The organism is Ignavibacteriota bacterium, assembly GCA_016218045.1.
GTDB lineage: Bacteria > Bacteroidota > Ignavibacteria > SZUA-365 > SZUA-365 > JACRFB01.
Map to the genome: position 1 here is coordinate 56,940 of JACRFB010000056.1, position 22,611 is coordinate 79,550.

At 61.9% G+C, this 22,611-nt stretch carries 11 protein-coding genes; 7 read left to right on the plus strand and 4 right to left on the minus strand.

The window, feature by feature from the left end:
- Positions 1-7: 7 nt before the first annotated feature.
- The 3 genes from sufC to HY962_14555 form a co-directional block, all read right to left on the minus strand.
- Entirely contained in the window at positions 8-775 is a 768-nt protein-coding gene (gene sufC, locus HY962_14545) for a Fe-S cluster assembly ATPase SufC (protein MBI5648148.1), read from the minus strand.
- Positions 776-918: 143 nt separating this feature from the next.
- Entirely contained in the window at positions 919-2,364 is a 1,446-nt protein-coding gene (gene sufB, locus HY962_14550) for a Fe-S cluster assembly protein SufB (GenBank protein ID MBI5648149.1), read from the minus strand.
- A gap of 126 nt (positions 2,365-2,490) precedes the next feature.
- Positions 2,491-3,972, minus strand: a complete 1,482-nt coding sequence (locus tag HY962_14555) for an amino acid permease (protein MBI5648150.1) — start codon at positions 3,970-3,972, stop codon at positions 2,491-2,493.
- 594 nt (positions 3,973-4,566) lie between these two features.
- On the opposite strand from HY962_14555, the gene HY962_14560 reads away from it, so the two are divergent.
- Positions 4,567-5,898: a hypothetical protein gene (locus HY962_14560; protein ID MBI5648151.1), complete on the plus strand. Its 1,332-nt coding sequence runs from the start codon at positions 4,567-4,569 to the stop codon at positions 5,896-5,898.
- A gap of 57 nt (positions 5,899-5,955) precedes the next feature.
- Here the strand turns inward: HY962_14560 and HY962_14565 are convergent, their stop codons facing one another.
- Positions 5,956-8,448, minus strand: coding sequence for a PP2C family protein-serine/threonine phosphatase (locus tag HY962_14565; protein ID MBI5648152.1), 2,493 nt, complete (start codon positions 8,446-8,448; stop codon positions 5,956-5,958).
- A gap of 226 nt (positions 8,449-8,674) precedes the next feature.
- Here HY962_14565 and HY962_14570 point away from each other — a divergent pair, with 226 nt between their 5' ends.
- From HY962_14570 to HY962_14595, 6 genes are all read left to right on the plus strand, one after another.
- Positions 8,675-11,194: a SpoIIE family protein phosphatase gene (locus tag HY962_14570; protein MBI5648153.1), complete on the plus strand. Its 2,520-nt coding sequence runs from the start codon at positions 8,675-8,677 to the stop codon at positions 11,192-11,194.
- Positions 11,195-11,305: 111 nt separating this feature from the next.
- Positions 11,306-13,435 carry a hypothetical protein gene (locus HY962_14575; protein MBI5648154.1) on the plus strand — a complete coding sequence of 710 codons (2,130 nt, stop codon included), beginning with the start codon at positions 11,306-11,308 and terminating at the stop codon, positions 13,433-13,435.
- An 85-nt stretch (positions 13,436-13,520) separates the two neighbouring features.
- On the plus strand, positions 13,521-15,965 hold the full coding sequence (locus tag HY962_14580; GenBank protein ID MBI5648155.1) for a hypothetical protein: 2,445 nt from the start codon (positions 13,521-13,523) through the stop codon (positions 15,963-15,965).
- A complete protein-coding gene (locus HY962_14585) occupies positions 15,962-19,900 on the plus strand; it encodes a DUF2334 domain-containing protein (protein MBI5648156.1) in 3,939 nt (1,312 codons plus the stop codon). Before HY962_14580 ends, HY962_14585 begins: the two co-directional genes overlap by 4 nt.
- 2 nt (positions 19,901-19,902) lie before the next feature.
- Entirely contained in the window at positions 19,903-21,186 is a 1,284-nt protein-coding gene (locus HY962_14590) for a glycosyltransferase family 2 protein (protein MBI5648157.1), read from the plus strand.
- The gene (locus tag HY962_14595; GenBank protein MBI5648158.1) at positions 21,183-22,610 is read left to right on the plus strand and encodes a hypothetical protein; all 1,428 of its coding nucleotides are present in this window, start codon (positions 21,183-21,185) and stop codon (positions 22,608-22,610) included. Before HY962_14590 ends, HY962_14595 begins: the two co-directional genes overlap by 4 nt.
- The last annotated feature ends 1 nt before the right edge of the window (position 22,611 follow it).

Consider the following 22,611-nt stretch of genomic DNA (forward strand, 5'->3'; position numbering starts at 1 on the left):
CCCTGCCTCACGCGCCCTGCGCGGCGTCGGCGGGCTCACGCACCCAGTCGTAGCCGAGTTCCTCGAGCTTGTACGCGAGGGTCTTGTCGCCGGACTGCACGATGCGCCCGTCGAACAGCACGTGCACGTAATCGGGCACGATGTAGTTGAGCAGGCGCTGGTAATGGGTGACCACGATCGAGGCGTTTTCGCTCGAACGCAGCTTGTTCACACCTTCCGACACGATGCGCAGCGCGTCGATGTCGAGGCCCGAATCGGTTTCGTCGAGTATGCTCAGCAGGGGATCGAGCACCGCCATCTGCAGGATCTCGTTGCGCTTCTTCTCGCCGCCCGAAAAGCCCTCGTTCACCGGACGGTTCAGCAGCGACTGATCCATTTCCACAAGCTTCATCTTCTCGCGGATCAGCTTCAGGAAATCCACCGCGTCGTATTCCTCGAGTCCGCGCGCCTTGCGCACCGCGTTCAGCGCGGCCTTCAGGAAATACGTGTTGCTGACGCCGGGAATTTCGACCGGATACTGAAAGGCGAGAAACACGCCCGCGCGCGCGCGGTCCTCGGGAGCCATGTCCAGCAGATTCTGGCCGCGGAAGAGAATCTCGCCCTCCGTCACCTCGTAGTTTTCGCGGCCCGCGAGAACATTCGCCAGTGTGCTTTTGCCGGATCCGTTCGGTCCCATGATGGCGTGTACCTCGCCCGCGTTCACGGAGAGATTGATGCCCTTGAGAATGTTCTTGCCCTCAACCGAGGCGTGGAGATTTCTGATTTCGAGAAGCATGATGTCTTTTTTGTTCAAGGTGTCGGTTTGTCGGTCTATCGGTGTATCGGTGTATCTGAGTTTCTACTTTCTACATTCTACATTCTACGTTCTGCGTTCCTAGCTCCTAGTTCCTAATTCCTATCTCCTATCTCCTCGTCCCGCTATCCGACGCTGCCTTCCAGACTGATGCCGAGCAGCTTCTGCGCTTCGACGGCAAATTCCATGGGCAGTTCACGGAACACTTCCTTGCAGAAGCCGTTGACGATCATGTTCACGGCGTCTTCGGTCGAGATGCCGCGCTGGTTGCAGTAAAAGATCTGATCCTCGCCGATTTTTGAGGTTGTGGCCTCGTGCTCCATCTGCGCGGTGTGGTTCATCACTTCGATATAGGGGAAGGTGTGCGCGCCGCAGGCGTCGCCCATGAGCATCGAGTCGCACTGCGAGAAGTTGCGCGCGCCCTCGGCGCTTTTCATGATCTTCACCTGTCCGCGGTACGTGTTCTGGCTCCGTCCGGCCGAGATGCCTTTCGAGACGATGGTCGAGCGTGTGTTTTTTCCGATGTGTATCATCTTCGATCCGGTATCGGCCTGCTGACGGTTGTTTGTCACGGCCACCGAATAGAATTCGCCCACGGAATTATCGCCCTGCAGGATGCAGCTCGGATATTTCCACGTGATCGACGAGCCGGTTTCGACCTGCGTCCACGAGATCTTCGAGTTGATGCCCGCGCACTTGCCGCGTTTGGTCACGAAGTTGTAGATGCCGCCCTTGCCGTCCTTGTCGCCGGGATACCAGTTCTGCACGGTCGAGTATTTGATCTCGGCGTCGTCGAGTGCCACGAGTTCCACCACCGCCGCGTGCAACTGGTTCTCGTCGCGGATCGGCGCGGTGCAGCCCTCGAGATAACTCACATACGCGCCTTCGTCGGCCACGATGAGCGTGCGCTCGAACTGGCCGGTCTCGGCGCTGTTGATGCGGAAGTATGTGGAGAGTTCCATCGGACAGCGCACACCCTTCGGGATGTACACAAAGGAACCGTCGCTGAACACCGCCGAGTTCAGGGCCGCGAAGTAATTGTCCGACGCGGGCACGACGGAGCCGAGAAAACGGCGTATCAATTCGGGATGTTCACGCACGGCTTCCGAAAACGAACAGAACACGATGCCCAGCTCGCCGAGCTTTTCCTTGAACGTTGTGCCCACGGACACGCTGTCGAACACCGCGTCCACCGCCACACCCGCAAGCATTTCCTGCTCGCGCAAAGGGATGCCCAGTTTCTCGTAGGTCTTCAGGATTTCGGAGTCGACTTCGTCGAGACTTTTCGGGCGATCCTTCTCCTTCGGCGCCGAGTAGTAGCTGATGTCCTGATAGTCGATCGGAGGATAGGTGACGTTGGGCCAGGTCGGCTCCACCATCTCCTGCCAACGGCAGAAGGCCTTCAGACGCCATTCGAGCAGCCATTCCGGTTCCTGTTTCTTCCGGGATATCAGACGGACGACATCCTCGTTGAGCCCTTTCGGGATGACATCCGAATCGATGTCCGTCACGAATCCGTACTTGTATTCGGATCCGGTTAGTTCTTCCAAAGTCTGTTCGTCGGTGCTCATCAAAGGCCGTTCGGGGATGTGGTCGCTCTATGATACATGCAACGTAAAACAATCTGTACAAAAGAGTCAAGATTGTATCATCAAGAACCACACACGGGCGAGGAAAATTCCCGGGAGGAGCCGGACTCAGTGGTTTTCGGGGGCGGGCCGGTTGAAACGGGTCCAGAGAAAATAGACGGGGACGCCGAGGAGGACGATCAGCAGTCCGGGCCAGGTATAATCGGGCTTATACACGAGCAGATCGATGGAAATGGCGCCGGCGATGACGATATACAGGATGGGGAGCACGGGATAGCCGAAGGCGCGATAGGGACGCTCGGCATCAGGCCGCGTGCGCCGAAGGATGAAGATGCCCCCGATGGTGAGCATGTAGAACAGCAGCACGGCAAAAACGACGTAATCGAGCAGTTCACCGTACGAGCCGGAGAGGCAGAGCAGACTGGTCCACACCGCCTGCACCAACAGCGCTGCCGAGGGGACACCCCTGTCGTTGAGCCGGCTCGCGCCGCGGAAAAAGAGTCCGTCGCGCGCCATGGCGTACGACACGCGCGCTCCGGCGAGTATGAGTCCGTTATTGCAGCCGAACGTCGAGACCATGATGAGTGCGGCCATGAGATATTCGGCGGGCGCGCCGAAGATGATGCTTGCGGCGGCGGTGCCTACACGGTCCGACAGCGCAAACTGTATGCCGCGCCCCGCCGCATCCGCGGCGTCGGGACTGCCCGCAAGCGGGAGCAGGGCGAGATAGGCGACGTTGGCGAGCAGATACAGCAGCGTCACAACGGCCGTGCCCATAGCCAAACTCAGGGGGATCGTGCGTTTGGGATTGATGACCTCGCCCGCGGTGAAGGTGATGTTGTTCCACGCATCCGACGAAAACAACGATCCCACCATCGCCACACCCATCGCGGCAATGACCGCGGCACCGCTGAGAGGCACGTGGGTCAGGCCGTCCGCGCCCACCGTCACCTGCACGCCGTCCCAGAATCCGGAGAGGTTTGCGGCCAGGGCGTCGGCATTCACGGCCACGGTCAAACCGAGCACGATGAGCACAAAAAGCGCCGCAACTTTCGCAACGGTAAAGACCACCTGCACAAGCTTGCCCTCGTGTACACCGCGCATGTTGATCCATGTGAGAACGAGCACACTCGCCACGGCGACAAGCTGCGCCGCCGTAATGCCGCGGCCCCAAAGAGTGAGGACAACAACCTTCTCGCCGAGACCCGGGAAAAAGACCGCCGTGAACTTCGCAAAGGCCACAGCCACCGCGGCGATGGTGCCGGATTGGATCACCATAAACAGCGTCCACCCGTACAGGAAACCCACAAACGGATTGTAGGCCTCGCGCAGGTACACGTACTGTCCGCCCGCGCGCGGCATCATGCCCGCCAGCTCGCCATAGCTCAGCGCGGCAATAAGCGTGACCACGCCGGTGATGATCCAGACAAGCAGCAGCAACCCCGGACTGCCGACTGTGCGGGCAATATCCGCGCTGACAATAAAGATGCCCGATCCCACCATCGACCCGATAACAAGCATCGTCGAGGCGGTCAGGCCGAGTTCGCGCCGAAATTCATGCGCGGATGGTTCGGATGATCGTGCGGGCATTGTGTTTCCCGTTGATGAATGGATGGGTTCTAAAATGGACAAGAACGGATTCAGAATCCAGACCCGCCTTCCGCATCGACCCTGCAAAAAGTTATGAAAAAGAATAACGATTCGCTTTTCGGGAATAATTGCTGTACATTTCAGCGCCTGATTGCGTCTTTCCGTATTGGTGCTTTCCCCGTGATACACTCGCGAGTCGGTGCCTCGACTTTCGCCTGTGGGAAGTGCGCCCGACGCCGGGCATCAGCGCCCAATCACCCACTCGTACACATTTGAACGTATCCAGTCCCGACGGCGGCTAGGGGGTCGCTTTGCTTTGCGCTCTTCCGTCCCATCGCCGTCGTTCCACTCGGAACGCTCGGCCAGCGCATTCCGCAACGCGCGGCACGGGCACTGCCGGGTCCGCCGTCGGATGGATATTTCCGTTCTGCACACTTTGAAGAAGGGAGTGCCGCGGTATGCAGTTTTTGCCGCATAGCCGCTCGTGCCGAATATTCCTGTGGTCTAAGTCTTGCATTCACAGTGCCCTGAAATGTCGGCACGTGGATTGCTACCGAAGACTCTTGCAGAAACATTCCAATGCAGGAGTTTTCGATGAAGATAAAATTGGCTACCATTTTTGTGTTCACATACATACTTACCGGTTGTGTTCCGACCGCCCGTATGCACGCCCAATGCGGGACGATGTGTACGGGATGGACGGCGGGCAACTGGATCAACGCGAGCTGGGTGGGGTACCGCTATTCCGCGGGGACCTACATCCAGGACGGGTCGGACGAAAATCCAACATCGACCGACCTTATCTTCGACGCCACCAACGCACCACCCTCCGTGCTTGTCGCCAGCGATGGAACCAACGCGTATTTCCGCATGCAGGTGGAGGGTGATCCCTCAGGGCAGCGCGGATTTGCACAGTACATGTGGATAGTGGAAGTGTACAACGCCTCCAACGTGCACATGTGCAGCGTGGGTATCAACGGTATGCCCTCGGGCGGTGCCGACGACTACGTCTTTGTCAACTCTCCCGACGGTGCGCAACATATCAACGTGTATGCGCCGCATCCCACCGGCATGCGCTACGGCGCGGTGGCCGGTACGACACACTATTATGTGGACTTCCAGGTTCCGATCTGCGTCCTCACCTACGTCACGTGTATCTACGGTGCGTCACTGAATCCGCAGCAGCCGCCGATCACGGACAACACACCCATCAAACTCAGCTACGGCACATCCACCAGCTCGCAGAGCATCAACAAGGACTTTGCAGCATGTGCCGGCAGCAATTGTACGGTGGATTTTGCGACACTCTCCACCGCAACGTTCTCGAATATTCAGAACGGATCCCTTCCCGTCCAACTCACCGCATTTTCGGCACGCCGCAGCCGCGAGGGCACCGAACTTGCATGGACCACGGTATCGGAATCGAACTGCCTCGGCTTTGACATCGAACGATCGGGCGACCGCCGCGAGTGGATCCGCATCGGCTTCGTGTCCGGCCGCGGAAGCAGCAACACACCCGGCTCGTACGAGTTCACCGACGTCGACTCGCGCGAGGCGGCCGGTCCGTTCTACTATCGTCTCAAAGAAATAGATCGAGATGGCCGCGCCACCATCTCCACCATCGTGGAAGTGCGCAACGAATCCTCCGCGCCGGCGAGCCCGGTGGTCGTGTCGCCGAATCCCTACATGCGCGGGACCGGTCCCATCGACATCCGCTTTCAGCTCGAGGATCCCGCACCCGTGTTTATCTCCGTGTACACACAGGCAGGGGAACTTGTGAGCCGTATCGAGCGCGGACAGCTCGGCGCGGGCGCACACATCATACAGTGGTTCGGGGCCGGGGCCTCCGCCGCGGGAAGTTACCTCGTGGTCCTGACCTCGCGTGATATCATCCTCGGTTCGCAGATGATACACATCACACGGTAAACGTTCACATAGATCTCTGTTTCCGGACGACGCGCCTCACGAGGGCGCGTTGTCCGTTCAGGGGATGGAGCCCGGGGAAGTCCGCACATCTTCCACACGTTCTACGGCGTCGAGATGCACCACCACCATGGTCATGTCGTCGTGTTGCGCCGCGCGACCCACAAATTCCCGCACCTCGGAAACGAGCGCGGTGAGCAGTGTGTGCGGATCGTCGTGCGGATGCCTGCCGATGGCCTCGAGGAAGCGATCGTCGCCGAATTCCTCGCGCGCGCGAGTCATGGCCTCCGTAAAACCGTCCGTGTAAAAGACAAACGTGTCGCCCGGCGTGAAGGGGAGCACCAGGTCCTCGATCTCCATGTCGCTGCCGTGCAGGCCCAGTGCGGATCCGCGCGGGCGCAGCAGCACCGTTTCGTCGGCGCGTATATGCACCACCGGATTGTGGCCCGCGCGCGCGAGTGTCACGGTGCCATGTTCACGGTCGAACACCGCATAGACCATGCTCACAAAATGGCCGCGTTCGACATTGTGCTGGAACAGGCCGTTCATTTCGCGCAGCACATCGGCGGGCGAGGAACATCTGTGTGCGAGAGCGCGGAGGAAACCCTTTGTGAGCGTCATGTAAAAGGCGGCCTGCGTGCCCTTGCCCGACACGTCGCCGATGGCGACACCGAGGCGGCCGCGCCCAAGATCGACAAAGTCGTAATAATCGCCGCCCACTTCGTAGGCCGGGAGGCAGCGAGCGGCGATGACATACCCGGGCAGTGCCGGACCTTCCTTCGGCAGAAAACTCATCTGCACGTCGCGGGCCACGTCGAGTTCGCGTTTCAGCCGCTGCCGTTCCGTGATACGCGCGGCGAAGGATGGGGCGATGTCGTCGGGCCTCACATCGCTGTCGCGCAGCAGCAGCGCCGTGGCGGCGAGTACGCAGGCGGCGACTCCGGCGGCGGCCAGTCCCCATGCCCACCCGAGATGTCCCGCGCTGTGCATGCCGAACAGCGCGGTTCCCGACTCGAGCACGCCGCTGCACACGAGCGCGAGCAGCACCGCAAGTACGCCGCGTCGAAGGGCGATGTACGAAAACACGGCGCCGGCGGCCGCATCGATCAGCAGTCCCGCGGCAAACGGTTCGGTGTTCTTCTGCACCGCCACTGCGTACGCGAGGGCGCCGATAGCAACAAGAAGCGCGCGGGAGTGAATGCGCTTCTCGATGATCGGAAGCAGGAAGAGGAAAATGGCCGCGGTGAGGAACAGCGCGCCCTGCACCTCGCGGGCGAAGATCAGAACGCCGGGCAGCGACGAGGAGAAGGCGGTCTCGAGAGATCCATCGCCGGGCATGAGTGACAGATCCGACACCGCGGCGATGATACGTGCGACCAGCAGCCACGCGGCGAAGGCCGATGCGCCCCCCGCAATGCCGGCCAGTATGGCGCGCCCGATTTCGGAGTGTAATACATGGCCTTTCCCAAGCAGATCGAAGGCGAAGAATCTGTTGGAGCCGCCTTCCCGCGACACCGTTTCACCGACGGCCCAGACAAACACCACCGCCGCGCCGAAAAAGGTCGGGGCTACGAGCAGCGCCACCAACAGCTCCCAGGTCTGCTGTCCTTCCATCTGCAACACCAGTGTGGTGATGAAGCAGACGGCGCCGAGAATACCGAGCACCAATGCCCTCCGCCAGCCGATTTCGTAGGCGCGGATGCGGCGCAGGAACACCACGATCATCGCGACGATCACGAGTCCGAAAAGCAATACGTTCGAGACGAGACGCATCCACGGGATTTCTTCCGAATCGGGCGGCACGCCGTGACTCATCTCGTAGCGCGTCACGGCATTGTCCTGCACCGTGACGGAGAACCGCGCGCTGTCGGCCAGAATATCCGACCACACGACGCATTGAAACACGTGCAGCGCCGCGAGGGCGGTGTCGCCCACGGGCTGGAGCGACCGCTCGAAGGCGTCGCGCAGCAGCTCGCGAGTGGTTATGGGCGGTACCGAGGCATCCATGCCTTCGAGGATGCAGCGCTTCTCGAGAAAAGACCGCGCCTGTTCCGCCGCTACACGGCGCGCGGTCGGATGAAAGGAGGTGCTGTCACTGAGAGGCGTGGCGAGATGAAGCAGCCGTCCCCACACATCAAATCGCACCTGCGCATCGCCGGTCACGATGCGCGACGCGCGCCGAAACGCGCGCTCGTCGTCGTTCATGCCGCGCGTGCTGATGCGGACGTCGCTCAGCGCGGTGAATCGCACCGTCCATCGGTACATCGGGAATCCTGTGCGCGCCGCGCGATTGGCCTCCTCGATGCCGGTCTTGGCGTGCGCCGCGCGCAGCGCGTCCGCATCACGCGACAGTTGAGCGATCACAACTCCCGGCGTCCGCTCGTTGCCCGCCGCCTCGCGCAGCAGAGCGAGCGCCTCGGACTCGATCCGGCCACGCGGAACGGGTGCGACGAGACCTCCGAACGGATGTGCAACGGGATACAGCCAGACGATAATCGCCAGGGCCGCAGCGAGAATACAGAGCGGCAACAGCAGGGAACGCGCGGTTTTCATACGATTCTGAACGCTCCACGGTGATTGCGCGCGGCTGCGCGCGAAGGACGGTTCGTGACAAAGGTAGCAGTCCATGCAGAGAATCGCGAACAGCGACGGGATTCTCCCCTGACAGGACGGGTGAAACTTTTTGTATTTTCCCTCGCACAACAATGTTTCTCCTTCCAGGCGGACCGTGTCACACATCCGTTTCCTTTCCTCGCCCGTGTAGCTTTCAGACGCGCATATGAAAAATCCGTTCGACAGACTGTCTCCGCGGCAGATACGAATTCTGTACACGGTTTTTGCACTCGGAGTGCTGGCGACGTGTTCCATCAATTTTGCCGACGTCATGGTGTTGAAGGTGCGGACCAACGACCAGTGCGCGTGGCTGCCGATCGAGGACCGGCCGGGCCGTCTTCTGATCACCGACATCGTGCCCGACGGAGTGGCCGACCGCGCGGGGCTGCGCAACGGCGACTGGCTGCTCGCCATCGACGGCGTGCCCGTGATGTCGGTGCGCGATCCGAACATGCTGATCAATCGTCACGCGCCGGGTGAGTACGCGACGTACAGGGTGGAGCGCGACGGCCGCACTTTCGAGACGAAGATCGAGATCATCAAACTCATCGAGTTTCCCTACATTGGTTTTTTCCTGCTCGGTCTCGGCTTTCTGGTCGTCGGCCTGTTCGTGGTCTATCTCAAACCCGAAGGACGGTTGCAGCGGCAGTTCGGCCGCTACGGCATTCTGTCGATGCTCTATTTCGGACTCGTGAACGTGAGTCCCGATCCTGCCGTGGATCCGCGCTGGAAAATTTTCCTGCTCGGCTATGGCTTTATGCTCTCGCGCGTGCTGGCGCCGCCGGTCTTTGTGCATTTTTTCCTGCGTTTCCCCATTCGCCGACGCATCGCCGACAGGAAGTGGCTGCTCCCGCTTCTCTACGCAGGCGCCCTGCTGTGCAGCGCGCCGCTGCTGTACCAGGTGTTTTCCGGCAGCATGGTTCCGTACCGGCTTGTCGGGTACGGATTGACGGCCCTGAACGGATTCTACATCGCGGGACTCGTGATATTCGCGCACAGCTACTTCCGGCACATCCCGAAAGAGGAGCGGCCGCCGTTGAGGCCCATCGTGCAGGCCGTGCTTATCGGTGTCGCGGCCGTGATGTACCTGCTCATCCTTTCGACGCTGCACCCTTTTGCCGCGTACTTTAATCCCGAGCTGTTGATCCCGGTCGTGCTGATGGCCGGTGTGCCTCCCGCGTTCGGGTACGCCATCATCCGATCACGATTGATGGACGTCGGTTTTGTCGTGAAACGCAGCATCATCTACGGCATCATCACGGCGGCCATCGCGGGTGTGTACGTGCTGGTGGTATTCGGCTTCGGCAGCATCGTCGGTTTTATCATCGGACGCGAGGAAAATCAGATTCTCGCCGTCGTCGCGTTTCTGGTGATCGCCTTTCTGTTCGATCCCGTGAAACGGCGTGTGCAGGAATGGGTGGACAGGATTTTCTATCAAGAGCGCTACAACTACCAGCGCGCACTGCTCGAATTCAGTAGCGAACTGCCGAGCATGATAAATCTCGAGCAGATACTTGAACTGATCGTCTCGCGCATCTCGTCGACCATGCACATCGAGAAGGTCGCCGTGGTGATCTGCGAAGACAGCACGGGGTGCGGAATTGTGACGCGCGGATTTGCCGAGGACGCCCTGCCCGCCGAAAAAAAGGACAGCGGTCTGCCCGCACATTTCCTTGCCACACGCGCCGCGCAGTCGTTTGCGCTGCGCGCCGAGGAACTCGAGGCGCTGGCGCTGCCCGCGGCCGAGAAACGGGCGCTGGTGGACGCCGGCGTCATGCTCAGCGTGCCTCTGCTGATACAGCAGCGACTGATAGGCGTGATACATGTCGGCGCAAAAAAATCCGGCAAGCTCTATTCGCAGGAGGACGCGGATCTGCTCGCCACTGTCGCGAGCCAGGCCGCCATCGCAATCGAGAACGCGCGCCTGCACCTGAGCGAGATCGAGAAGCAGAAGATGGAGCATCAGCTCCTGCTCGCGCGCCGCATACAGGAAGGGCTGCTGCCCAAGTCGCGTCCGCGTATCGACGGACTCGACATCAGCGGAATCTCGCTCCCCGCGCAGTCGGTCGGCGGCGACTATTTCGACTTCATCCCGGTGAACGGCACACAGATGCTTGTCGCGATCGGCGACGTCTCGGGCAAGGGGATGCCCGCGGCCCTGTACATGTCGAAGGTGCAGGGCATGATACAGCTCGCCGCGCAGATGCACGGTTCGCCTCGCGAAATCCTCACGCAGGTGAACAGGCGCATGGTCGAGGGCATGGAGAAAAATTCCTTCATCACCATGATCCTCGCCCTGTTCGATCCCGCCACACGCACGGTGCGGATTTGCCGCGCGGGACATACGCTGCCTCTGCTCGCGCACAACGGCGAGGCGCGCTACGTCGATGCCGACGGCATCGGCATGGGTCTCGAGAAGGGCGAGCTGTTCGACAGCCAATTGCAGGAACTGGAGCTGCGCTACGAACCGGGCACCGTGTTCGTGTTGTACAGCGACGGCCTGACCGAAATGATGGACGCGTCGAGGCAGGAATTCGGCGAGGACCGCCTCCGCGCACACGTACGGTCGGCGTCGGAGATCGACGCGGCATCCCTGCAGGATTCGATTGTGGCCGAGGCGATGCGCTTCAAAGGCGAGGCGGTGCAGCACGACGACATGACATTGGTAGTGGTGAAGACCGCCTGAGGTCTGTGGCCGATTCAGGGCGCCTGCACATTTTTCAAGAATCCGGCCCAAACGGATCGAAAGTTCGGCGGGAACGTGTAACTTTCCCAAAAACGCCGAAGTCGATCCTCCATGAATAAAGTCCGTATCACCATCCTCGCTGTGCTCGTGTGTGCCGGACACATGCACGCACAGATCCATGTTCAAGGCACGACACAGGCACCGACCCGCTGGCGCTGGTCCTCGCCGTCCCCCACGGGCAACACCCTGACAGCCGTGGCGATGCCGGATCCACAGTCGATCTGGATCGTGGGTCACAACGGCACGATCCTCCACAGTTTTGACGGCGGTTCGAACTGGCTCCATGAGATGGACGGCCTGACCGACAATCTGCTGGGTCTCAGCGCGGTGGACGCCGTCACCGCCTTTGCGGTGGGTGATAACGGCGCGTGTCTGCGCACGACAAACGGCGGAACGGAATGGAGAGAATTGTCGACAGGTGCGACGGACGGGTATAACGCCGTCTGTTTCATCGACGCGCAGCGCGGCTGGATCTGCGGCGACAACGGGATCGTGCTGCACACCTCCGACGGCGGCGCGAACTGGACGCGGCAGACGTCCGGTGTGTCGGTCTCCCTGAACGCGGTGCAGTTTGTGAATGCCGGCGACGGATACATCGTCGGGGCCGCGGGCACCGTGCTGCGCAGCAGCGACGGCGGCGCGAGCTGGGTGCTGAAAAAAATACCAAGGAGTCCGGATCTTTTCGCGGTGTCGGTGACTGGTTCAGGCGCCGCGTGGGTATGCGGCAGCGGCGGAACGGTGTACACGACAAACACAGGCGGCGCGCGCTGGGATCAGCAATCCGTCCCCACCGCCCGAAACGTGAACGACCTTCACGCGGCAACGGACGCCGAACTCTGGGCGGTCTGCGACGGCGGCATACTGCTGCACACCACAAACGCGGGAGCGCAGTGGACGACGGTTGCATCCGGACTCGGCGACGAGGTTCTCGAGGCCGTGTGTGGTCTCGGAACGCTGTACTTCGCGGTGGGAGATCTGGGGCATCTGCTTCGCAGCAGCGACGGCGGCGCGCTGTGGGTGGATACAAGCACAGGCACGAGAAAAAGTCTGAACTGGACGAGCTTCATCGATGCGCAGCGCGGTTGGGGCTTCGGTGAGGACGGCGTGGTGGTACACACGGCGGACGGCGGGGCGCACTGGACAGTGCAGGCGCCTCCCGTGGGCAATTCACTCTTCGGCGGTTTTGCCCTCGGCGCCGATCAGGCGGTGACAGTGGGCGAAAGCGGTGTGATACTGCGGACGTCCGACGGCGGAGCACATTGGATACAACAACCGAACGCGTTCACCAACATCCTGCTCGCAGTCGACTTTGCCGACAGCGCGCGCGGCTGGGCCGTGGGAGAACTCGGACTCGTGTTGCGCAGCGACGACGGCGGACGAAGTTGGTCGCGCCAGAACACCGGGAGGCAGGAATACCTGTACGGCCTGCACGCCATCTCGCGCGAGCGGGTCGTGGCCGTGGGTGAAGCGGGCATAACACTCCGCAGCTCCGACGGGGGAGCCACCTGGACGCGCGGAAACACGGGCACACAACAGACGCTGTACTGGACGCGCTTCGTCGATCCCGACGAAGGATGGGCGTGTGGTGACGAAGGTACAATCGTGCACACCAGCGACGGCGGAGCGACATGGAGCCGGCAGACCTCGGGTGTTGGCGCCTCGTTGTACGTGGTCGCCGCACCGTCGCGCGCGGCGCTCTGGGCTGTTGGCGACAGCGGCATCATCCTCACGAGTCCCGATGCAGGCGTGACATGGAATCGTGTCTATTCCCCCGCGGCGGCAAGTCTCTACTGCGTCCATTTTCCCGACGCGGAAACAGGCATGATTTCCGGCGACTTCGGCACCATGCTGCGCCTCGGGAATGGGACCAGCGCCATGCACGGCGCAGCGCAACCGACCGCCCTGTCGATCGGTGCGAATTACCCGAATCCCTTTACGGGCGAGACCCGCGTTCCGCTTCACGGCATTACTCCCGGCTCTGGTGGCACGCTGCGTGTGTACGACCTGCTTGGGCGCGAGGTGGCCAATGCCGATGCCGAGCTTGCACGCGCCATAGCCGACGACACGGGACGCGGCGAGCTTCTTTTGCACCGCTCTCTGCTCCCCGCCGCAGGCACGTATGTCCTTGTTGTACGAATCGGCAGACGCGTTGTCTCCAGAACCATCATGGCTCTTCGGTGACACACCGGCACGAATCCTCGGTCCGGCGCTCGCATCCTACTTTGAATACCCCTCACGACCACAACGACACGGCACGGAGACACTTGTGACATACACGAAACTTCATTGGCCGTCAGAAGCTCAGAGAGAACCACTCGTTGAAACGCGATACAGCGGCCGCCGCCTGCTGATGCTGGCCGCCGGTGTATCGATGCTGTGTGCCTTGTACGCAACGGCACATGCTCAGTGGGCCTGGCAGCATCCGCTGCCGCAAGGCAACGACCTCTGGAATCTGTCCTTCGCTCCGGGCGCCGCGGAAGGTCTGGCCGTCGGCGCGGCGGGGAGCATACTGCGCAGCGGGGACAACGGCGCGACATGGAGTTTTGTTGAAAGCGGTACGAATCACTTTCTTCGCGGCGTCGCGCTTACGTCGTCGCAGCACGCGTGGGCAGTGGGTGACTACGGCACGATACTGCACAGCGCCGACGGCGGAGCGAGCTGGTCGCCGCAAAGCGCGTCCACCGGCGCGGGTTTTAACCAGGTCTCCGCGCCGGACGCGGATCATGCCTGGGCGGTGGGTGATGCGGGCATGGTGTACGTCACACGCAACGGCGGAGCGACGTGGAGCAGCCAGAACAGCGCCGCGACTGCGAATCTCAACGACGTCATGTTCATCGATACCAGCACCGGCTGGACCGTGGGGGCGTCCAAGACCATCCGGAAGACAACCAATGGCGGCACGACCTGGACCACGCAGTCGGTGATGGGCACCGGATTCGATCTCATCGGCGTCTTCTTCCTCGATGCGAGCCGCGGATGGGCGGCCGGCACAGGCGGCACCATACTGCGAACAACAAACGGGGGAACCACATGGACGCGTATTGCGGGTGTCCCGACATCGCAAGATGTCAATAAAGTTGTGTTTGCGGATCAGAATATCGGATATGCCTGCGGCGAAGCGGGCACGCTGCTGCGCAGCACCAATGGCGGACTGGCGTGGAGCGCCCTGACCTCGGGAACGCAGTGGGGTCTCGAAGGGCTCGGTCTTTCGGGCACCGCCGTGATTACCGCGGGTGTCTTTGGTGATCTGCTGCGTTCGACCAACGGCCAGAACTTTTCGAATCTGCTCGCGGGCACACGCAGCACCATCAACGCCATTACAGCCGCCGACGGAAGCGCCGCGTGGGCGGTGGGTGACGGCGGCGCGGTGTTGCGCACGACCGACGGCGGTAGCACGTGGAACGGCGTGAACAGCGGCACCTCGTCGGCACTGTACGCCGTCAGCGCGTCCGACGCGCAGCATGTGTGGGCCTGCGGCAATGCGGGAACGATGCTGCACAGCAGCAACGGCGGCGCGTCGTGGACGGCGCAGACAAGCGGGACCTCGGTGACACTCAATGGCCTCGACTTCATCGACGCGCAAAACGGTTTCGCCGTGGGCCTGTCGGGCCGCATCCTGCGCACCACCAACGGCGGCGCGTCGTGGAGCGGCGTCGCGAGCGGCACACTCGATGCGCTCTACGCCATCGATATGCTCGATGCCTCGACGGGCAGCGTCGTGGGCGCAGGCGGACTGATCCTTCACACCAGCAACGGCGGCGCGACCTGGCAGAGGCAGACGAGTTTCACGCAGGACGCACTGTTCAGCGTCACACTCTCGGGAAGCAACGGCTGGGTGGTCGGGGACATGGGCACCATCCTCTACACCACCGACGACGGACAGACATGGGACGACGCGCCATCGAACGTGACAGCGGCGCTGTACCGCGTCGTGCAGACATCATCGTCGGATCTGGCCGCGGTGGGCGACAGCGGCATCGTATTGCACTCGAGCGACGCCGGACTCACCTGGACGCCCGACATCAGCCACGCAATGTATGCGCTGTACGGCGCAACGATGGCCGGCGGTGTGCTGCGAATCGCGGGGGACTACGGACAGGTGCTGTTCAACTCCTCCTACCCGACGCCCGTCACCCTCACACATTTGGACGCGCGGTTGATCGATGGTCTTGCGCGGCTCGACTGGCGGACGTCCGGCGAAAGCGGCACCGACGGCTTCGAGGTACAGCGACGCACGGACGGGCAGTGGAACGTGGCAGGGTACGTGCCTGCACGCGGCGCGGGCGCGGGGACCGCATACACATGGATCGACAACGCCCTCTACACACCGGGAACGACGCGAAACTACCGCCTTCGTATGATCGACACCGACGGACGCTGGGAATACTCGCCGGTGGTGACACTTGCTGATGGAGCCGCCGGAGCGACGGATATTGTATTGGGTGCACCCGTGCCGCATCCGGTACGTGATATGGCACGTGTGACGATGAGGTACACGCGGAGAGCAGGCGGCGCTTCGCCGCCGTCCGTGCGGGTGCTGGATGCATCCGGGCGACTGGTGGCCGACATATCGGCCCGGGTGATCGACGGGGACGGTGAAGCCGTGCTCACGATTTTTCATGCGGACTTTCCCGGATCGGGGCTGTATTTTCTCTCGATGCACGACAACGGCAATACCGCCTACCGCCGCATCATCGTCCTGAAGCCATGACACACAAATTGGCGCTGCTTCTGCTCTGCCTTTTTATCCCGGCGCTGCTGCACGCCGCGCCGGCCCGTACAGTATTGATCGTGTACGAGGGGGCCGACCAGACGAGCAACTATGCCAAGGGTGACGCGCGTCAGCTCGGCGCGCTGCTCGGGCATTTCGACACACGCATCACGATCACGGCGGGAGCCGATTACAAGCCTGGCGCGATGCAAGCCTACGATGCCGTGTTTTGGCTCGGCTTTACACTCCGCTGCGAAGCGCCCGAGGCGTTTCTGCGCGACGCGGCCGCGCGCACACGCACCCTCGTCTGGCTGCACACGGGGATGATCGCGTACAATCGTGTTGTGCCCAGTCCGTCGCGTTACGGCTTCATGCCGGTCGCAGTCGATACGTCCACCGGCTACTCGGTGGTGCGGCGGGGGAATCAGACCTTCACCAAGGAGGAACCTAACATCACCGTGTGCCGTGTCACCGATCCATCGCGCTGCAGCGTGCTTGCGACGGCCTCGGGACGTGGAAGCACGATTCCGTACATACTGCGCAGCGGCGCTTTCTGGTATGTCGCCGATTCGCCCTTTGCATCGGCGACGGAGACCGACCGCTATCTCCTCTTCGCGGACATCCTTCACGACATTCTCGGGCAGCCGCACGCGACATCACACCGCGCGCTGCTGCGCATTGAGGACGTGCATCCCCTCGAGGATCCGGACCGCCTCCGCGCAGTGGCCGACATCCTGGCGGCCGAACACGTGCCGTTTATCGTGTCGGTGGTTCCATTCTTCGTGGACCCCGGCCAGGGTTTGCGTGTGTCCATTTCCGACAAGCCCGACTTTGCCGATGCGCTACGGTACATGGTGCGCAACGGCGGCACCATCGCGATGCACGGCAGCACGCATCAATACAAGGGAGTGACGGCCGCCGATTATGAATTCTGGGACGACGCAAAAAACGCCCCCATACGGGGCGAGACGGTGGACGGTCATCGCAAGAAAATTCTGCTGGGACTCGAGGAGTTCGTGCGGAACGGGTTCTATCCCGTCTTATGGGAAACCCCGCATTACACCGGATCGCTGAAAACCTACGAGGCCGTGGCGTCGATCTTCAGCACGGCGATGGAGCAGCGGCTCGCGATCGACAACGAGGACTACAGCCAATTCTTCCCGTATCTCATACAGCGGGATCTCTTCGGCCAGCGCATTCTGCCCGAGAACCTGGGCTTCATCCCCTTTGATCCCGATTCGGCGGGCGTCTCGTCGGCCAATGTCGACAGGGTGTTGCGTGGTGCCGACGCCCATCTCGCGGTGCGCGACGGCTGGGCCTCGTGTTTCTATCATTCCTTCGTGCCGCTCGAAAATCTGCAGCGGCTTGTCCGCGGCGTCAAACAGCGCGGCTACACCTATGTGGACGTCAAGGACATGAACGCCCTCGTCTCGATGGGCGACAAGGCCATCCTCACCGGCAGGGGCACGGCCACCGTGCAATTGCACGATCAATTTCTGCGCGAGTATTACATCGCCCGCGACGGGAAAATCGCGCGCACGATAGTGCAGCCGAAGCGGAGCAGCGGCGCCGTGTCGCGCCGCATTCAGACGCGCGACGGCGAAACCTATGTCGCCACACCGACGGAGATCCGCGCGCGTGAGCAGGGCTTTTTCGAGTCCATCGAGCGCGCCGCGCGCGACCTGGTCGAGTACGTCTTCCCCCCGCGCACGACGCGGGACGAGGCGCGCGCCGCCATCGTGTGGGACACCGCGGCCACCGGGGGAGCGTTGCGCGATCAACAGAGTTTTGCGAACGCTCTCGGTGCGATTGGCGTGCCCTTCGACACATTACATGCGCGCGCGGAGTTTTCCCTCGCGCGGCACAATCTTGTCGTCGTGCCCTATGGCTGCGTCGATGCAATGCGGGATCGCGAATTCAGCCGCATCGTCGAATGGGTGCGTGCAGGGGGCCGGTGCATCACCGACGGGCGCACGGAATTCAGCAAGGAACTCGGCATCGTGTTTACCGGCGCCGTGTTGCGCGTGGAAAAAGTGCGCGATCGCCTCTTCCCCGAAGAGCAGATCGACTGGCAGACGCCCGAGACCTTCGCGAAGTTCGAACTGGGAGACGACGACGACGTGCTGGCGCAAGACGAGGTGTCGGAAGCGCCGCTTGTCATCAGCAGGCCCTTCGGCGACGGGCGCATCCTGTATTTCGGATGCCGCTTCGATCCCAACAGCGGCATGGGGTACAGCCGCTTCCCCTTCCTCGCGCAGTACATGCACAGGTCGTTGGAACTCATGCCCGTGCTGCGCCGGGACGCGCTCGAGGTGTTCTTCGATCCGGGGTACCGGAACACGATAAGCGCGGAGGACCTCGTGAAGCAATGGGTGGCGGCGGGCGTGCGCGCGGTACACGCGGCCGGCTGGCACGAGTATCCGAAATACACGTACGACTACGCAAAACTCGTGGACCTGTGCCACGACAACGGCATTCTCGTGTACGCCTGGCTCGAGCCGCCGCAGATCAGCCACAAATTCTGGCTCGAGCATCCGGAATGGCGCGAAAAAAACGCGGCGGGCAAGGACGCGCGGCCCTCGTGGCGCTATCCGATTGCACTCACCGATCCACGCTGCCTCGACGCGATGCTGCGCTCGTACGAAACGCTGCTGCACCGGGTGGATTTCGACGGCGTGAATTTTGCCGAGTTGTATTTCGAATCGGGTCCGCGCGGCGTCGCGGATCCCGAGTCGTTTACACCCATGCATCCCTCCGCGCGGCTCGAATTCCGCACGTTGCACGGTTTTGATCCGGCGCTTCTTCTGAATCCGGCGAGCCCGTATTTCTGGAAAAAAAATCCGGGCGCCCTCAAGAAGTTCGAGGACTACCGCGTCGATGTCATGGTGCGTGTACATGAACGCCTGCTCGAGCTGGCCGCGAAACTGCGCGTCTCGCGCAGCGGTTTCGATGTTGTGCTGACGGTGCACGACAATCTCGGTTCGCCGGAGCTGCGGAGTACGCAGGGTGTGGACATCGAACGCATCCTGGCGTTGCATGCGAAATATCCGTTCACGTTGAATGTGCAGGACCCGCTCTCGCGCTGGTCGGAGGATCCTTCCCGCTACGAAGAGATCGGACGCCGCTATCGCGCATTGCTCGGCAGGGATGTCGCGCTCGATCTCAACATCCTGTCGTTCCGGTCGCCAGAGACACCCACGATGTTCCCCACGCTGCTGCAGACGGGCACCGAGGCGTTTCATCTCATCTCCATCGCAAGCCGCAGCGCCGACCGGGTCATACTCTACTCGGAATCCAGCGTGAATCCGCAGGACGTGCCCTATCTCGCGAATGCCGCCGCGAGTCCGGCCCGCCTGACGCGCCTGCCCTCCGGATACAGAATCGAGTCGCCTGTCGAAACCACGCTTCTGCTGGGGCGGAACCGCCGCATCGTGCTGATGGACGGCAAGGTGCGCACCGCCGCGCACGACGGCCGGCTGCTTGTGCCTGCAGGCAGACACGAAATTGTCACAGAAGAAGAGGGAAATACCCTCTTTTCCTCCGACCTGCTTCACGCGTCGCTCCTGTCGTTCACGGGCACGCTGCTCTCGATCGACGAGGGCGAGCGCAGCGTCGAGTTCCTCTACAGCGCGCGCGGACGGTGTTATGCCTCGCTGAACAAGTCGCCGGTGGATCTGTTCGTCGACGGTCGTTCCACGCCGTTCGAGGTGCGCAAGGGCAGCGGACGGTTCACCATCGTGTTGCCTCCGGGTGACCATACCGTCCGCATCGTGACGCAGAGCACCGTCGCATGGGGTGTGGACCTGACCAGCATCTGGTCGTCGTCACTCATCGTCGTGTTCGGCGCACTGGCCGTCTGTGTGATGGCCGTCTTTTACTTCATCGTTCGATACACGCGGCGCCGCGGCGCATCCGCCGTGCCACGAGGGGTGTGATCATGTTCGAATCCGTTCTCGACCTCGATCTGAGCATTCTCTTCCTTGTGGCGGTGATCCTGATCTGGTTCATGATCGGGTATCAGCTCGTGTTGACACTCGCCGGATTTTTCCATTACATCCGCTCGCGCAAGGAGCAACGCGACGTCGACGCGCAGTCGTTCGACTATCCCGCCGTCTCCATTCTCATCCCTGCGCACAACGAGGACGTGGTGATCGCCGACACGCTCGATGCGATGCTGGCGCTGGCCTATCCCGCCGACAAGCTCGAAATCATCGTCATCAACGACGGCTCGACCGACCGGACCGGCGAGATTGTGGCCGAGTACGCCGCGCGAGACGCGCGCGTCGTTCCCTTCACCGTGCCCGCGGGGCAGGGCGGCAAGGGCAAATCGCGCGCGCTGAATCTGGCGCTGCGCGTGGCGAAACACGACGTCATCGCAATCTACGATGCCGACAACACGCCGGAACCCGACGCGCTCCGTTATCTCGTCGCGCAGCTCCTTCTGCATCCGGAACTCGGCGCGGTGCTCGGCAAATTCCGCACCGTGAACAAACGGCGGAATCTGCTGACACGATTCATCAACATCGAGACGCTGAGCTTCCAGTCGATACTGCAGGCGGGGCGCTGGCAGATGCTCGAGATTGCGACTCTGCCCGGAACAAATTTTGTGGTTCGGCGCGCCGTGATCGAGCGCCTGAAAGGGTGGGACGAGGACGCCATCACCGAGGATTCGGAACTCAGTATCCGTATGTACCTCGAGGGGTGGAAGATCAAGTTCATCCCGTACAGCGTGACCTGGGAGCAGGAACCGGAGAGCTGGGCAGTATGGATGCGGCAGCGTACACGCTGGGTGCAGGGCAACAACTACGTCGCGCGGAAGTTCTTCAAACAGCGCTCCTCGATCCGCAGCCGGAAGCTGCGACTCGAAATCGCCTACTCGCTCGCGCTCTACTACGTCTTCTTCATCGCCATACTCGTGTCGGACGCGCTGTTCATTCTCGCCGCAACCAACACCGTGGCAATCACCCTGCCCGGACCCTACTCGCTGGTCTGGGGCGTGGCCGTGGTGCTCTTTTTTGCGGAGATACTGCTGGCCCTGTCTTACGATGGCGAGGATTCCTTCAGTGCCACGTTCGTCATCGGGCTGATGTATCTGACGTACTGTCAGCTTTGGATCATCGTGGTGATGCGCGCGTTCTATCTCGACAAAATCAAAAGGCGGAAACACACGTGGGCGAAAACGGTCCGCTTCACCCCGGCACCGCGCGGAGGTGGCAAATGACTCGGCGTCTGTGTCTCACCGCGGTGGTATTCTGCGCGCTGCTTCCGGGCGCGCTGTATGCGCAGTACGGCGCGTCGATACAGACGATGAGCACCTACGACGACAATTCGTTCTCGTTCCGCGACAAACGCGCCGATGTGTATCATCAGGTATTCCTCTCGCTCTCCCGCGATTTTTCCACCGACTACTCGTTCCATCAGGCCTTTTACTACGGCGCGCTCGTGGCCTTCCGCACGTACTCGGGGCGGACCTACCATCAGCACATGGCCGGCCTCTACTCGTCGTGGCAGCTCGATTACCGCGGCGACGACGAGGAGGAGGAGAGTTCCGATGAAGCCGCCGCCGATTCCCTCGATGAAGGCGCTTCGGATGAAGAGACCGGCGAGGACGAGGACTCTCTCGATACCGGCGACGAGGAAGATGGAGGAGACGAAGAAACCGGCACGGACTCGAGCGGGACTGTGACGAGGAACGTCCGCAGCGGCCGGCCCGCGCCACAGTGGATGGCGTTTGCACCGGCGGACGAACCCGCGTTCAATGACAGTCTTGTCACGTACCTCATACTCAAACCCGCCGTCAGCGGACGATTCGACAAAGCCGAGTATGCGTTCTACGATTTTGGAAAGGTTGCACTTTCGGCCACGCTGCGTCGTCATATCGTGGGTCCGCTCATGGGCCGTCTTCAGTACGAGGCCGGATTCAAATCCTATCCTTCCTTCACGCAATTCACCCATGTCGAACAGGCGGGCGTGGTGACCTTGAACACACGGCTCGCACCTGCCTTCGAGCTGTTCGGATCGGTCTCGCTCGGATACAAGATTTACACCGAAAAGGTGAGCGACACCGTCTTTTTGAGCAACGGGAACAGCGGCAAGGGCAAGGGGGGAGTGAAGCCGAAGAAGACCATCATATCGCAATACTCGACGCCTTCCGCATCACAGATCACACTCGGGCTCGGCACCGTCTGGAGCGCGGGCGCCGGTACACGCCTGACACTTTCGTACCTGCGGCGCATCAATCCCTCGAATACCGCGCGGTATCTCGATCCGCGCGGCATCATCGGCGCCTCGGAAGACGACGTGTTCGAGGATGTGTACGGCTATCAGGGTGACGAAGCGCTGTGTCTGCTCGAAAGCAGCGGACCGTGGTCCACCACCGTGACTGTCGAGGCGGGCTTCGAGAGGCGCATCTATCCGCGTCCTGCCACCACACTCGCAGGCGAAGCGCTCGAGGCCTTTCCGCAGCGCATCGATGCGCGCGGGACCCTGGAGGCGCGGGTGATGCTGCCTATCGCGCGCGCGGCGGACGGCAGCACGCGCTTCGCGGCGGGACTCGCGTACCGCTACCTGCGGAACCAGTCGCGGGACGAGTATCACGACTACCACACCCATCAGGGGATGCTCGTGCTCGAGGCATCGCTCTAGG